13 protein-coding genes and 1 pseudogene are annotated in these 13,501 nt (G+C 67.8%); 7 read left to right on the forward strand and 7 right to left on the reverse strand.

The genetic code is table 11. The annotated features are described in order from the left end of the window. Positions 1–169: 169 nt before the first annotated feature. Positions 170–1,099 (reverse strand): sigma-70 family RNA polymerase sigma factor, encoded by a 930-nt coding sequence (locus tag HUX53_RS16645; protein ID WP_309237271.1) that lies wholly within the window; start codon positions 1,097–1,099, stop codon positions 170–172. A 71-nt stretch (positions 1,100–1,170) separates the two neighbouring features. Here HUX53_RS16645 and HUX53_RS43045 point away from each other — a divergent pair, with 71 nt between their 5' ends. Further along, entirely contained in the window at positions 1,171–1,602 is a 432-nt protein-coding gene (locus tag HUX53_RS43045) for an SRPBCC family protein (RefSeq protein ID WP_176404117.1), read from the forward strand. 129 nt (positions 1,603–1,731) lie between these two features. Here the strand turns inward: HUX53_RS43045 and HUX53_RS43050 are convergent. Continuing rightward, positions 1,732–2,550 (reverse strand): annotated as a pseudogene (locus HUX53_RS43050) (NAD(P)-dependent alcohol dehydrogenase); the annotation flags it as partial. Between the two features lie 161 nt (positions 2,551–2,711). Between HUX53_RS43050 and HUX53_RS16660 the strand changes: the two are divergent. The 3 genes from HUX53_RS16660 (at position 2,712) to HUX53_RS16670 (ending at position 5,422) form a co-directional block, all read left to right on the forward strand. Next, positions 2,712–3,362 (forward strand): hypothetical protein, encoded by a 651-nt coding sequence (locus HUX53_RS16660; RefSeq protein ID WP_176404118.1) that lies wholly within the window; start codon positions 2,712–2,714, stop codon positions 3,360–3,362. 16 nt (positions 3,363–3,378) lie between these two features. Next, positions 3,379–4,416, forward strand: a complete 1,038-nt coding sequence (locus HUX53_RS16665) for an XRE family transcriptional regulator (protein WP_309237272.1) — start codon at positions 3,379–3,381, stop codon at positions 4,414–4,416. Between the two features lie 223 nt (positions 4,417–4,639). Beyond that, positions 4,640–5,422, forward strand: a complete 783-nt coding sequence (locus tag HUX53_RS16670; protein ID WP_309237275.1) for a helix-turn-helix transcriptional regulator — start codon at positions 4,640–4,642, stop codon at positions 5,420–5,422. Positions 5,423–5,776: 354 nt separating this feature from the next. On the opposite strand, the gene HUX53_RS16675 is transcribed toward HUX53_RS16670, so the two are convergent. After that, positions 5,777–6,952 carry an MFS transporter gene (locus HUX53_RS16675; RefSeq protein WP_255205328.1) on the reverse strand — a complete coding sequence of 392 codons (1,176 nt, stop codon included), beginning with the start codon at positions 6,950–6,952 and terminating at the stop codon, positions 5,777–5,779. Between the two features lie 90 nt (positions 6,953–7,042). Between HUX53_RS16675 and HUX53_RS16680 the strand changes: the two genes are divergently transcribed. The 3 genes from HUX53_RS16680 to HUX53_RS16690 all read left to right on the forward strand — a co-directional run bounded on the left by HUX53_RS16680 (position 7,043) and on the right by HUX53_RS16690 (position 9,064). Continuing rightward, a complete protein-coding gene (locus HUX53_RS16680) occupies positions 7,043–7,660 on the forward strand; it encodes an alpha-ketoglutarate-dependent dioxygenase AlkB (protein ID WP_176404120.1) in 618 nt (205 codons plus the stop codon). A gap of 101 nt (positions 7,661–7,761) precedes the next feature. Continuing rightward, on the forward strand, positions 7,762–8,397 hold the full coding sequence (locus HUX53_RS16685) for a VOC family protein (RefSeq protein ID WP_176404121.1): 636 nt from the start codon (positions 7,762–7,764) through the stop codon (positions 8,395–8,397). Continuing rightward, complete coding sequence (locus HUX53_RS16690) at positions 8,381–9,064, forward strand: maleylpyruvate isomerase family mycothiol-dependent enzyme (protein WP_176404122.1); 684 nt, start codon at positions 8,381–8,383, stop codon at positions 9,062–9,064. Before HUX53_RS16685 ends, HUX53_RS16690 begins: the two co-directional genes overlap by 17 nt. A 16-nt stretch (positions 9,065–9,080) precedes the next feature. Here the strand turns inward: HUX53_RS16690 and HUX53_RS16695 are convergent, their stop codons facing one another. The 4 genes from HUX53_RS16695 to HUX53_RS16710 all read right to left on the reverse strand — a co-directional run bounded on the left by HUX53_RS16695 (position 9,081) and on the right by HUX53_RS16710 (position 13,108). Next, on the reverse strand, positions 9,081–10,631 hold the full coding sequence (locus HUX53_RS16695) for a caspase family protein (protein WP_176404123.1): 1,551 nt from the start codon (positions 10,629–10,631) through the stop codon (positions 9,081–9,083). Between the two features lie 8 nt (positions 10,632–10,639). Next, positions 10,640–11,020, reverse strand: a complete 381-nt coding sequence (locus HUX53_RS16700) for a hypothetical protein (RefSeq protein WP_176404124.1) — start codon at positions 11,018–11,020, stop codon at positions 10,640–10,642. A gap of 750 nt (positions 11,021–11,770) precedes the next feature. Then, entirely contained in the window at positions 11,771–11,953 is a 183-nt protein-coding gene (locus HUX53_RS16705) for a DUF397 domain-containing protein (protein ID WP_176404125.1), read from the reverse strand. A gap of 285 nt (positions 11,954–12,238) precedes the next feature. Then, positions 12,239–13,108 (reverse strand): helix-turn-helix transcriptional regulator, encoded by an 870-nt coding sequence (locus HUX53_RS16710; RefSeq protein ID WP_176404126.1) that lies wholly within the window; start codon positions 13,106–13,108, stop codon positions 12,239–12,241. Positions 13,109–13,501 lie beyond the last annotated feature (393 nt).

The raw sequence follows: 13,501 nt of genomic DNA on the forward strand, positions 1-13,501 counted from the left end.
CAGAAGGTCTCCGGCTACTGGCACACCCTGGCCACCCTCACCCGCTACTGCCGCCTGCGCACCTACCTCATCAGCGCACGCAACCACGGCGTCCGGCCCATCGACGCCATCCACGCCGCACTCGCCCGCAACCCCTGGCTCCCACCCACAACCACAGCCTGATCACGGCTCACCCCGTGAATGGACACCGTTCCATCGCTGCGCAGGGGTCGGCTGGACGAGGGTCAGGGCGTTCCGAGGATCGGGGGGTCAGCATGGTGAGGCGGGTGGGGTCGGCGTAGATGTCTAGTTCGGCGATCTTGTTGTTGACGACGGTGAAGGCCATTACGGCTATTGGTTCGTCTTCGGTGGCGACTATGAGGCCTGCGGCGCCGTTGATCAGGGCTGGGCGGGCGAACTCTGAGCGGAAGGAGAAGGCGATTGCGCGCTCGGCGATCGTTGTGGCGCCTCGGAGGTGCACGTACTCGCCGTCGGCCTCGGCGTGCAGGATGATATCGGGGGCGAGGGTCGCGACCAGGGCCTCTAGGTCGCCGTTCTTAGAAGCGGTCAGGAAGGCGTCCACTACGGCGCGTTGGCGGCTCATGTCCGGGTCCGGGACAGGGGCCGAGCGGACGCGGCGGCGAGCTCGGCTGGCCAGTTGTCTCGTGGCCGTTGAGGAGCGGTTGAGGATGCGGGCTATCTCGTCGAACGGCATCTGGAACAGGTCGTGCAAGACGAAGGCCAGGCGTTCGGCGGGTGTCAGGGTGTCGAGGACGACGAGCATGGCTACGCCTACCGCGTCGGCGAGTAGGGCCTGTTCTTCTGGGTCAGAGCTTTCCTGGGTAATCAGCGGCTCGGGGAGGCGCGGCTCGTCCAATGGGTCCTCTCGGCGGGACGTCCGGGTGCGCAGCATGTCGATGCAGATGTGGGCGACGGTGGTCGTCAGCCATCCGCTGAGGTTCTCGATGCGGTCGGTGTTGGTGCCAGACAAGCGCAGCCACGCGTCCTGGACCGCATCGTGCGCCTCGGCCGGTGAGCCGAGCATCCGGTAGGCGAGCGCGACGAGGCGCGGACGGTCAGCCTCGAACCGTTTCGCGAGTTGTTCGTCCTGCACGGTCACATCCCTCCCGTCGGGTCCGTCATACCCATGACGGATCGTTCGGGGCGAATGTGACTTCATCGGGAGGAGACATGGGCGCTTTTGTGAACAGCATCGAGATCAACCGGGCGGCGGACGAGGTGTTCGCCTACGTGGTCGACCCCACGAAGTTCCCCGAGTGGCAGCTGGACGTGATGGATGTCAGCGTCGAGGGGAATCGGGTTGGCTCGCGCTTCACCACCGTGCGGAAGGTCGGTGGTGCTGAGCGGAGTATGACCCAAGAGATCACCGAGAACGTGCCGCCGCGCAGTTGGGCGGCTCAGGGTGTGGATGGGCCGGTGCGTCCGAACGCCACTGTGGGTGTCGAGTCGCTCGGCGTCGGCCGGTGCCGGGTGACCTTCGGGCTCGACTTCGACGGACGTGGGATGGCCGCAGCCCTGGTGCCCATGGTCCGGCGTATGGCTGCCAAGGCCGCTCCTGCCAGCCATCAGCGGTTGAAGGAACTGCTTGAGGGTGCGGCTTGATCGCGCTACGGGACGATGACGACCTTTTCGCGGGCGCGTCCGGTCTCGATATGGCACAGGGCGGCCAGGGGTCTCGGCGAGCGGGTACGTCTTACCGACGACCGGCGCCGGCTTCCCTGATTCGATGAGTTCGGTCAGTTCGGCCAGATGCTGGCGGTTCGAGGTCGCGATGTACCTTCGCAGTTTCTGGCGGGTGAAGGGTGAGAGCAGGAGCGGCTGAATCAGGCTGCCAGTGCCGTTGTTGCGAATCAGGGGTCCGGTCGGTGCGAGAGCGCGTCGGCAGTCGGCCAGGGAGTGGTTCTCCACGTTGTCGAGGATGAGGTCGTATCGCCGCTCGCCCGTAGTGAAATTCTCTCGGGTGTAGTCGATCACATGGTCGGCGCCGAGTGACCGCAGCAGGTCCGCGTTCGCCGGGCCGCACACACCGGTCACGTCCGCTCCATATGATGCGGCGATCTGTACGGCGAACGTACCCACGCCTCCAGATGCGCCATTGATCAGGACCTTCCGGCTCGATTCCACCGCTCCTACATCGCGGATGGCGCGCAGCGCAGTGACCGCTGAGGTCGGTATGGCCGCTGCCTGCTCGAAGGTGAGACTGGCAGGCTTCAAGACGAGCCGGTCTTCCCGGGCGCACGTGTACTCCGCGCACGAACCGTTGGACGTGCCGAACACCTCGTCGCCCGGTTGGAACCGCGTCACGGCGTCGCCGACCGCTTCCACCTCGCCCGCCACGTCGCGTCCCGGAATCCCGTGCCTCGGCTTGCGCAGGCCCACGGCCAGGCGGATTGGCAGTGGCACACCCCGCACGGTGAAACAGTCACCTATATGGAGGCCCGCCGCGCGCACGCGTAACAACACTTCCTTGGACTTGGGCCGTGCCCTATCAATCTCCTTGAGTTCCAGGACGTCGAGTGAGCCGTAGGTCTCGTGGACGATGGCCTTCATTCTGTCTCCGCGTAGGTTGCGTATGCGGGGGGTGAAACCAGCAGCACGCCGACCATTTCTTGTCGAGCAAACCTGACCTGCGTGGCGTAGGCAAGGCCCAGATCGGCCCCTTCGGGACGCAGGGCGCTCGTAATGTCCGACGTCCTGCCTAGGGTGGACGGGTGGCTGAGGACCGGGTTGCTTGGGACGAGCTCTTGGCGGCGGGCTTCCTGCATGGGGTGCGGGAGGCTCACCGCGAGGCGACGCTCGCACTCTTCAATGGATTGAGCCGCGCCGCAGGGTTCAAGGAGCGGACGTACGGCGTCGGCGCGTTCGAAACGCTGGCGAGCCACCTCGACCGCGTCTTCGGCCGTGGCGAGTTGGCGAAGCAGGTCGTCCGGGACGATCTGAACGGTTCGCCCGGCTGGCGGTACGGGCCCTATCGCGTCCTGCTCAAGCGGCACGAGTTCGGGAACGTCCAAGGGCTTCGGTGGGATCGGGACAGCCCCACCAAGCAGGCAGTAGCGCGACAGGGATATATCGAAGACCCGCAGCTGACGCTGCCCCTCGGCCTGGAGCCGCACGACACGCCCGGCGTCGTGACCTTGGTTCTCGCGCACAGCGCCACCGACGAACCCCTCGAAATGGAACTCTTCCTGGGCCGACCCCGGTGGAACGCCGACGGCGGGACGGCCTGGCACTGGGTGAAGCAGCTGGACGACACCATCGGGCCCGATCCACGTCGTAAGCTCGTCGAGCGGACGATGCCGCTCTGGGACGACAAGGAAAACGACGTCCCCATGCGGCTCCGCGGGGAGACGAAGACGGCCTAGCAAAGGATGGCGCAGGGTGCTGTTCGACTGCGAGCGGCTGACGCTGGCCCGGCGGCTCAGGGGGATGCGCAAGAACCAGCTCGCGGACACCGTCGGGACGACGCCGAAAGCGATCGGACGGTACGAGGCCGGCGTCCATCACCCAGACGAGATGACGATGAAACGGCTCGCCATCGCGCTCGGAGTGCCGGTCGTGTTCTTTCAGAGCGGACGCAGCCCCGTTTCCATGGACGGCGCTCATTTCCGGTCGCTCAGGTCCACCAGCCAGATCGAGCGGGACCAGGCCCTCGCCTACGGACGCATTGCCACCGACATCGTCGCCGCCCTCGAAGACCTCGTCGACTTCCCTGAAGTCGACCTCCCCGAATATCCGGTGTCACCGGACGAGATCGCCGGCCCCGGCCCCATCGAGGCCGCCCGGCTGACCCGCAAGGCCCTCCTTGAACAGCCCGGCCCGGTACCGCACGTCGTCCGGCTCCTCGAAACGCATGGCGTGATCGTCCTCGTTCTGCCGCAGGCGGCCGAGCGGGTCGACGCGTTCAGCGTGGGCATCCACCCGAGGCCTATGGTCTTCTTCAACCCGGCCAAGGGCGACTACTGGCGCAACAGATTCGACGCGGCCCATGAACTGGGACATTTGGTCATGCACGCGGACGCCGAACCCGGTGAAAAGGTCGTCGAAGACCAGGCGCACAGGTTCGCGGCCGAATTCCTCATGCCCGAGCAGGACATCGCCGCCGAATTGCCCGCCGCCCCCGACTGGGACCGCCTCGCCCACCTCAAAACGACCTGGGGGGTCAGCATGGCGGCGCTCCTCTACCGGGCCCGCACGCTCGGGATCATGAAGGAGCCCGCGTACCGGAACGCGATGAGCACCATGAGCTCGCGCGGCTGGCGGCGGCAGGAGCCGGGGCCGGTGAAGCCCCTTGAGCAGCCCACGATGCTGACCCGGGCGATCGAGATCGTCGGCCAGGCCGGCACCGACCGCGACCGGGTCGCCGAGCGGGCGCGGGTGCCGCGGGCCGATCTGGACCTGCTGGTTTCGCGGCGGTGACGGCCTAATTGGCCTGTTTGGAACGTTCCCGTTTTCCCTTCCGCGGTTACATATCTCTGTCCGAAGGTTTCCTGCGCGTCCGCCATTGCCTGTGAGACCCTCCGAGGGTTGTCGGAACGTACGGGACGCTGGAGACCTTGTGCTGGACAATCGGCAGGCCAGTCCGACCGCGTTGCGCATGCAGATCGGGGCACGGCTCCGGCGGATGCGATAGAGGAAAGGGATCGGACGGGCGGAGGCGGGGGACGCGATCCGCTCGTCGGCGTCCAAGATGAGCCGGCTTGAGCTGGGACGGCACGGTTTCAAGGTCCGCGACGTCCTCGACCTGCTCGACCTCTACGGCGTCCAGGACGAGGACGAACGCGCGAGCTTCATCGAACTCGTCCAGGCGGCGAAGAAACCCGGCTGGTGGCAGAGCTACGGCGACGTGCTGCCGAACTGGTTCGAGCAGTACCTCGGGCTGGAGCAGTCGGCGACGACCGTCCGCACCTATGAGGTGCAGTACATCCCCGGCCTCTTACAGACACGCGACTATGCGCGGGCCGTCATCGGGCTCGAACACCATGACGCCCCGTACGACGGGCTCGAACGACGGCTCGCCGTCCGGATGACCAGGCAGAAGATCCTGCACCGTCCGGTCGGCGCGACAACGCTGTGGGCGGTGATCGACGAGGCGGCGCTCCGCAGGCCGTTCGGCGGGCCGGCCACGATGCGCGCCCAGATCGAGCACCTCATCACGGTGTCGGAGGGCATGCCGAACGTGCGGCTGCAGGTCCTGCCGTTCTCGGCCGGCGGGCACCTGGCCCTCGGCGGACCGATCACCATCGTCCGCTTCGCCGAGCACGACCTGGACGACATGGTCTACCTGGAGCAACTGACCAGCGCCCGCTACCCCGAAGGGGACGAGGCCGCCCAGTACCAGAAGATCATGGACCTGCTCGCGATCCGCGCCGCCCGCCCCGCCCGCACCACCACCTTCCTCAAGGACCTCCTCAACGACTTCTGACCCGGGCCGATGCCACGTCCCCGCACACCACCGCCCAACCAGGCGTGCTCCACCTGGCCAAGAACAGCCCGCGACCGATCCCGCACAACCACCCGCCGGAGCCCCGCCCAGGCCCGTCGCCGCTCCGTCCAAGTCCCGGCCAGGCCCCGTCCAAGTCCCGGCTAGGCCCCGTCGCAGAGCCCGTCAGGCCCCGTCGCAGAGCCCGTCAGGCCCCGTCGCAGGCCCGCCGGGCTCGTCGCAGGCCCGCCAGGCCCCGTCGCAGGCCCGCCAGGCTCGTCGCCGCCCCCGTCACAATCTCGTCCAGGCCCTGCGCCGCGGGTGGTTGCGGGACGAGCGCGGGAGTCTTCCAGGACGTCACGAAGGGTGTGTGGGGCGTTCTTCCACGCTCTCGTCCGCACACAGCGTGTTGGCAGACTCGGCTCCGGGGGCCGTCCGACCGGCGCCAGGGCCGGCGCGGGGGCGGCGCAGGGCGGTCGGGGTCAGCAGGAATGCGGCTGCTCCGACCGGCATGGCTGCGCCCGCCAATGCCACCAGGCCTGGCACGGCTGATTGGGCGACGCCCCACGACGATCCGAAGAACGCGAACCAGCGGGGCCTTTCCGCCTCGGGCGCGACGTCGGCGATCATCGCCTGCCAGCGGCCCTGCAGGACGCTGTCAGCGACCGCCCACGCCAGGTACGCCGCGACCGTGAGCGGGACGGCCTGGCCGACCGTCAGTACAAGCGCGAGCACGCCGAGCACACCACTCCCGACGACGAGGACGTGCTCGTGTTCGAACACGTCCAAGCGACGGCGTCCCAGACGCCCGGTCAAGGGCGCCAGCAGCGCGGCGCCGGTCAGCGTCAGACCGGGAAGCCACGCGGGCGCACCCCGCTGGAGTAGGACGAGCGGCATGAACATCAGCACGGCCAGGTAGCCGCACCCGAACACCGTGCCCGCTACGGTCAGCCGAAGCAGTCGCCTGGACGGCCGCCAGCGAACTCCCGGTGTCCGCTTTGTCGGAGGTCCTCGTTCGACGAACACGGCGGCCACACCTGCCGCCAGCAGGCACGTCGTCCCGTCCACGACGGCGAGCCAGCGCGCGCCGAGCGGCAGCAGGACGGCGGCGAGCAGGCCGCCGACCGCGCCCGCGGCGACCAGCGACGTGCCGAGCAGGCCGTACAGGTCGCCGCGCCGTCCGCTGACCCTGGCGAGCGACTCCTGGGTCGCGGGCTCCTGGATCTCGAACGTCAACCCGACCAGTGCGACCGCAGTTAAGACCTGCACGGGCCCCTGTGCGACGGCGAGAACCAGCAGCGCGATGCCCGTTGACGCCAGGCCGGCGACGATGAGCGTCCGCGGCGCGAACCTGTCGAGCAGTACGCCGCCGAGCCAGCGCGAGACCAGTGCCGCCAGCCCGAAGACGGCCAGCGCCGCCGCGGCGAGGTCGGCGCCCGCGAGCACGGCGAGGAACGACATCACGTATGCGCCGAGCTGGTTGATCACCCGGACGCACACGAGCGCCTTCGCCGGTCGCGGCAGTTCCCCCATCACGCGGGAAGACTACGATCCGCCACCGACAGAACACACTACCCGACCTAGATCGAACACATGTTTGACTGAAACCGGTACAGTGGCGGCATGTTCCAAGGCTCGCTGCTGGACTCCACGGACGAGAGCGGCCCGCGTCCGCTGACGTCGGCGCGGCGCACGCGGCTGGCCCGCAGCGCCTGGGTGGACGTCCTGCCCGGCTGGATTCCCGGCGCGGACGCACTGTTCGAGCGCCTGCTGACGTCCGTCCCATGGCGTGCCGAAAGGCGACGCATGTACGAGCGGGTCGTGGACGTCCCCCGCCTGCTTGCCTTCTACGACGAGGGCACGCCGCTCCCCGATTCCGTCCTGGACGAAGCGAAGACAGCGCTCAACGACCACTACGCCGACGAACTCGGTGAGCCGTTCCGCACCGCCGGCCTCTGCCTGTACCGGGACGGCCGCGACAGCGTGGCATGGCACGGCGACACCACCGGCCGTGGCGCCACCCACGACACGATGGTGGCGATCCTGTCGGTCGGCACACCGCGAAGCCTCACGCTTCGCCCGCGCGGCGGCGGCCAGACGATCCGCCACGAACTGGGCCATGGCGACCTCATCGTGATGGGCGGCAGCTGCCAGCGGACATGGGAGCACGCCATCCCGAAGAGCGCCCGAGTCACCGGTCCCCGAATCAGCATCCAGTTCCGCCCACGCGGCGTCCGCTGACCCTCGCCCCCGCACAGCGACTGCCGTACGTGGGCAAAACGTGCACAGACCGATCAGCAATCGAGAAGCGCGGAGGCCCGAGCCCACCTACTGTGACCCCTATGGCTTCCGTCGAATTCGTCACCCTTGAAGTGGGCGACCCCACGGCCGCCGACCGCTTCTACACCGCCGCCTTCGATATGGGCACCAAGCTGCGCCTGCGAGCATCGGACGCACCGACGACCGGCTTCCGCGGGTTCACGATGTCGCTCATCGCGTCCCAGCCAGCCAACGTCGACAACCTCATCGACGCCGCCGTTGAAGCCGGTGCGACGGCGCTGAAACCGGCCGCGAAGTCCCTTTGGGGCTACGGCGGTGTCGTCCAGGCCCCGGACGGGACCATCTGGACGGTCGCGTCCTCATCGAAGAAGAACACCGCCCCGCCCACCCGGCAGATCGACGAAACCGTGCTCCAACTGGGAGTGGCGGACGTCGCCGCCAGCAAGCGCTTCTACGTCGACCACGGCCTGACCGCGACGAAGAGCTACGGACGCAAGTACGTCGAGTTCGCCGACCCGTCGAGTCCCATCAAGCTGTCGCTCAACAAGCGTCCCGCCCTCGCCGAGGCCGCCGGCGTCACTCCCGACGGCACCGGATCGCACCGGCTCGCGATCGGCAGCGACGCCGGGCCCTTCACCGACCCGGACGGCTTCGAATGGGTGCCACTCCCGCCGCCTTCGCATGATCACCCTCACTGAGATCACCGCCGCAACGACGGCCTTCCTGACAACCGCGGCACAGCTGGACGATTCCCACGTGCGCGCGCCGTCCCTCCTCCCCGGCTGGACGCGCGGGCACGTCCTCACCCACGTCGCCCGCAACGCCGACGGCGGCACCCGCCTGCTCACCTGGGCCCGCACCGGCGTCGAGTCGTACGAGTACCCGAGCCTGGACGCCCGCGCCGCCGAGATAGAAGCGGGCGCCGGCCGCCCCGCCCGCGCCCTCCTGGAGGACGTCCGCCAAAGCGCCGGCCGATTCGCCGAAGCCTTCACCCTCATGCCGGACAAGGCATGGGACCGGACCGTCCAATGGACCACAGGCGCCCGCCACCCGGCCGCCCGCGCCGCCGACGCACGCCTCACCGAAGTCCTCATCCACCACGTGGACCTCGATGCCGGTTTCACCCCCGACGACTGGCCGCCCGACTTCACCAGCCGCCAACTGACCAGCGTCACCGCCGCCTTCGCCCGCCGCGACAACGCCCCGAACCTTCGCCTGCACACCACCGACACCGGCCAAGACCACGGCAACGGTGACCACCTCGTGACGGGCCCCGGATCGGCCCTTCTCGCCTGGCTCCTGGGCCGGTCTCCCGGTACCGCCCTAACCGGCGCCGACCAGATCCACATCCCCTTCCTCTACTGAGGCGATGAGCCAGGGCTCACCCGCGCCAGGGCCCACCGATCGACTGGGCGCTCCGCCCGCCCGCCGGCGGCCTCCCGGCGGCACGATTCGCCAAAGCACCGAGGAACTTCACCCGGACCGTTCCTTTCCGGGCGAGTTCGACCAGGCAGTAGATACGCAGTACGAGGGGAAGCACCATGAACGACACCATGAAGACGTTGAAGGGAACGTCATCGTTGGGAATCTCGTCGGAACCGTACCTAATGCTGGAATAGATCGCGATAGGAATCATCCCAGCGACCATGTAGACCATGGTCAGCAGATCGATGAGCGCGCATTGAACCGCGTGGAACCTGATTTCCCGGCTCCGGCTGAACAGGAGCAGCAGGCTGGTGAAGAACGGCATGAAGTACGCCAGCACCGATCTTCCGTGAAGTGGCTCGCCATGGCCGTCACCCGTTACAGAAACCGGGGGCGGAGTTGACGGCTGCCACGGAAGCGGGGGCGGGGACGAGTTCACGGAAGCTGGCATGGTCGGCGGCGTCCACGTTTCCACAGGCTGTGGATGACCCATCGCCCCATGGAAGGGCGCGCTGTCGACTCGCGGGAAAGGACGGGCGCGCTCGATCTCCACGATGGCCGCCTCCGCAGTGGACGTCACCATGCGGCTGTCGTCATTGAGCAGTGCCTTCAGCCGTCCGTAGGCCAGTCGCCCGACATCGTCGCCTTTCAGAGCCAGGTCCCTGAGCGTACTGACGGACGCGGCGCGCACGCGGGCCAGAGGATGCTCGATCGCCGAGGACACCTCGTCCGGCAACTGCGCCGGACGGACGGTCCCGGGGCTGTACGCGACGATCAACTCCCCGCTCACATCGGAGAACTTGGTCGGCGTCTGATTCGGATTGACGGCGGTGACCTCCGTGAACGTGTAGTCGTACAACTCGTCTATGGAGATGCGCCCGTCGCGGTTCCGGTCGGCCCTCCCGGTCGTGAGGCCGCGCACCAGCGCCTCGGTGAAGACCGACGGGCCGTCACCACCCCGGCTCTCCGCCCCGACCTGCGTGATCTCCTTGGTCACACGCTGCCTGTCGAGCTCGAACGAGTACTCCAGCGCCGACGACGAGGAGAGGATCGCCCTGCCGGAGCCGCTCAGCCTCTCGTTGATGCCGACGCTGCCGCCGCCGCGCACGACCATTCCCTCGACGAACGCCCCGCTGTAGCAGCAGTCCAGAAGCAGGACGATGTTGCGGGACATGCTGTTCGTCATCTGCTCGCTCACGAACGACGATGCGATTCCCGTCGAGCCGAGCCTTCTGACCCGCGTGTTGGACGTGGCGAAGTAGAGCCGTCCCCCATCGTCCTTCACTCCGTGACAGGACACGTAGAGCAGCAGCACATCGTCGGGCTGCTTGTCGCAGAAGAAGTCCTCGATCGCGGCGTTGACCTCATGCGCCTGCCGGTTGAACACCTGGTCGACCTTGAACCCGCCTATGCGCGGATCCGCCAGGACGGCGGCAAGGGCCGTCACATCGTGCACGGGCGAGCGCAGCGAACCGAGATCCGGGTCGTCGTAGCGGTCGGAGGCCACCAGAAGCGCTAGCCTTCTCGGCCGCCCTGTTCCCGTTCCCGTGTTTCCTCGTGACATGTTCGCAGCCATTCGATGAGTCGTCGCTGTTCCTCCGCGGTCGCGGCGGACAGCTCGATCGAGCCGTCACCGCAACTGATCTTCACGCTCGCTCTTCGGGGCCCCAACCAGGCGAATATCCCGTTGACGAGAGCATTCGCAGCGGGCGTTCCGGCGAGCGCCACGAGCAGGCTCGCGACGGCCACCGCCGATCCCGATTTCGCACCGTCCGGCGCCTGGACGGCAGGGCGCTCGATCTGAAGTCCATGTCTTCGCAGGTCGCCCAGAAGCCGGCGAGTCATCTGGTCCAGCCGCGCCGCGTCGGCGTTCGACTCTGAAATCTCGACCAGCACGGTCGGTGCCATAGATCGTTTTTTCCGTTCCACTCAGGTGATCTTGATGTGCCCTCTTCCCCGTACCCATTGGGACGCGACGGGTGTTGTCGATGATGCCAGCCACATTGTCTCAACTTGGACTACACTCACAAGTAACCCTTGCAATAGTCCCAAATTCCGTCTTTTCCCGGAAGATCGATTGTCGCAGGGGAAAAGATCATTAACCGGCCATTTGCGCCGAGCCCGACGCGCGGCGATCTGCACCCCACAAGGACAAGGACACAGCGATCGGGCCGAGCCTGGATCTCCGGTGAGGTCTCCGGCAGGTCGAAGGCCCTCGGCGAGGAGGTCACGCCCGGCACGTCGCCGGAGGCCGTCCAGGGTGCGCGGAGCGGCATGGGAAGAAGCGGAGCGGCGTCAGAGACGCTCACGGCGGCCGGCTGCGGGGAATCGCGCGGGACGACGCAGGGGGACACGTTGACGGCAGCGCGCGGGATCTCACGGTGCGGCGGATCGCGGACGTCGCGCGGCGAGGCGACGGCGCCCGCCACAGGGGCGGCCCTGTGGCGGGCGGCATACGCGGTTGTTGCTCAGACCCGGCGGGGATGGGCGGGAGTTCCTCGGCCGTCCAAGCAGCGCCGAACTCAGGGCCCGGCCCCGGCGCCGGCCGGGCGGCGCCCGCGGTTGTCAAAGATCGCCGGTAAAGGCGTCAGAAAGCGGCAATGGTCAATAACCTCTGACGGGGGCGGGGAAAATGAGTCACGTGACTCAGACCAGATCCAGATCGCCGCCCCGGACGGCGTCCACGAGCGCATTCCATTGGGCGGGGCGAAGAGCGATGACGCCCGCGGAGTGATCGCGCGAGTCGCGGACCAGCACCGACGAGCCGAGCGCCGCCAACTCGACACAGGCGCTATCGTCGGAGCTCGCGCTGCTCTTCCGCCAGTTCAACGCGGCTCCGCGAGTCGACCGGTAGACCATCCAGCAACCTCCGTCCATTGCCGGCGGGTGCCGTCTCGCCAACCGTTCGGCCGAGAACACCCGCCGGACGAGCACCGAGCAGGGCACGACAAACCACGACCTTGTGGATAATTTCCCGATCACGAGTGTAAACGGTTCCAGTTATCCCGCCTACAAGGGAACACAAGATCACGCTGCGTGTTATGACGGCCACTCGCCTTGTCGGATGTCCGCTGCGGCCCTCACCTCCGGTGGAATCGAGTTGCGGTCGCTCAGTCAGGCCATGAGGTCTTCGGCGGCGGTCCGGATGAGCGCGATCGACTGGTCGGCCGGCAGCGCCTGCTCCAGCAGGAGTTCGAAGGTGTCGCGGTACTCGGGGATCCGGTCGTCCTCGCCGGTGATCATCAGGCTGGCTCCCGGACGTCCCTCCAGGTAGAGGACGTCGGCCAGGTCGCCCTCGAACTCCAGGATGGTGAACGGCCCTTCCAGCCCCAGGTGCGCGCCCGCGCTGAAGGGGACGACCCGCACCGTCACATCGTCGCGCTCCGCCAGGTCGGCGATGTGGTTGAGCTGGGCCGGCATGATCGCGGGGTCGCTCCTGATGCCGACATGCCGGCGGACGACCGCCTCGTCGATGATGTAGTGCTGGCGCGGCGGGTTCTCCCGCTTGGCGAGCTCCTGCTGCCGCTGGATGCGCAGCTTCGCCGCGAGGACCCGCGACCGCTCGGACGACTTGCCGGTCGACAGGACCTCGGCGTACTCGGGCGTCTGGATGAGCCCGGGGATCACCGTCCCGTGGAACTGGCGCATGAAGGCCGCGCCCGCCGAGTACCCGACGTAGTTGAGGAAGGTGGGGTCGAGATCGCCGCGGTAGGCGTTCCACCAGGCCGGCTCGCGGGCGCCGCGGGCCAGCGCCTGCAGCCGCTCCTGGCGCCCCTCGGAGGTGACGTCGTACACGCCGAGCAGGGCCTGCAGGTCGGTCCGGGTGATGGCGTTCTTTCCGCCTTCGACCCTGATGAGCTTGGACGGGGACCACTCAAGCTGGCGCGCGACCTGCTCCTGCGTCAGCTTCTTCTCCTTGCGCAGCCGGACGAGTTCCGAGCGCAGCAGCGCACTCTGGACGATCGGCCCCTGGTCACTGGACATCGTGTTCGCTCACTCTAAGTAGTTAGTGCCACCAGCCTGGATGCTACATGGCAAACCGGGACCCGACATCCCGCTTGGCACCACAGCGCCACATTTCTTGGTCATGCGATCTTCGCGCCATGCGCCAGACCCCGTCATATCGCCCAAAACCCGTGTCGGAAGCTTCCAGACTGCTGCATACCTCGCGACTATGTTGTAATGTGCTAGGTAGCAGAATAACAGACGACGTTGTGCAACGGGACGCGGTGCCACCTCCGGCGCCGACGATCTTGACGCAGGGTGAGGTTCCCGGCGGGACGGCGTGTCCCCTGGCCGGGGCACTCGCCACCGGCGGACCCGGGCCCACGGGGTGGTCCGGCCACGGGCCACCCGCCACGGGGCGCCGCAGCAGCA

The organism is Actinomadura sp. BRA 177, assembly GCF_013372625.1.
In the GTDB taxonomy this organism is placed as follows: domain Bacteria; phylum Actinomycetota; class Actinomycetes; order Streptosporangiales; family Streptosporangiaceae; genus Spirillospora.

Bases quoted from the DNA above. Each gene is read 5' to 3' on its own strand.
- HUX53_RS16710 (WP_176404126.1), bottom strand. From the start codon at position 13,108: ATGTCCAGTGACCAGGGGCCGATCGTCCAGAGTGCGCTGCTGCGCTCG.
- HUX53_RS16680 (WP_176404120.1), top strand. From the start codon at position 7,043: ATGTTCCAAGGCTCGCTGCTGGACTCCACGGACGAGAGCGGCCCGCGT.
- HUX53_RS16690 (WP_176404122.1), top strand. From the start codon at position 8,381: ATGATCACCCTCACTGAGATCACCGCCGCAACGACGGCCTTCCTGACA.
- HUX53_RS43045 (WP_176404117.1), top strand. From the start codon at position 1,171: ATGGGCGCTTTTGTGAACAGCATCGAGATCAACCGGGCGGCGGACGAG.
- HUX53_RS16675 (WP_255205328.1), bottom strand. From the start codon at position 6,952: ATGGGGGAACTGCCGCGACCGGCGAAGGCGCTCGTGTGCGTCCGGGTG.
- HUX53_RS16685 (WP_176404121.1), top strand. From the start codon at position 7,762: ATGGCTTCCGTCGAATTCGTCACCCTTGAAGTGGGCGACCCCACGGCC.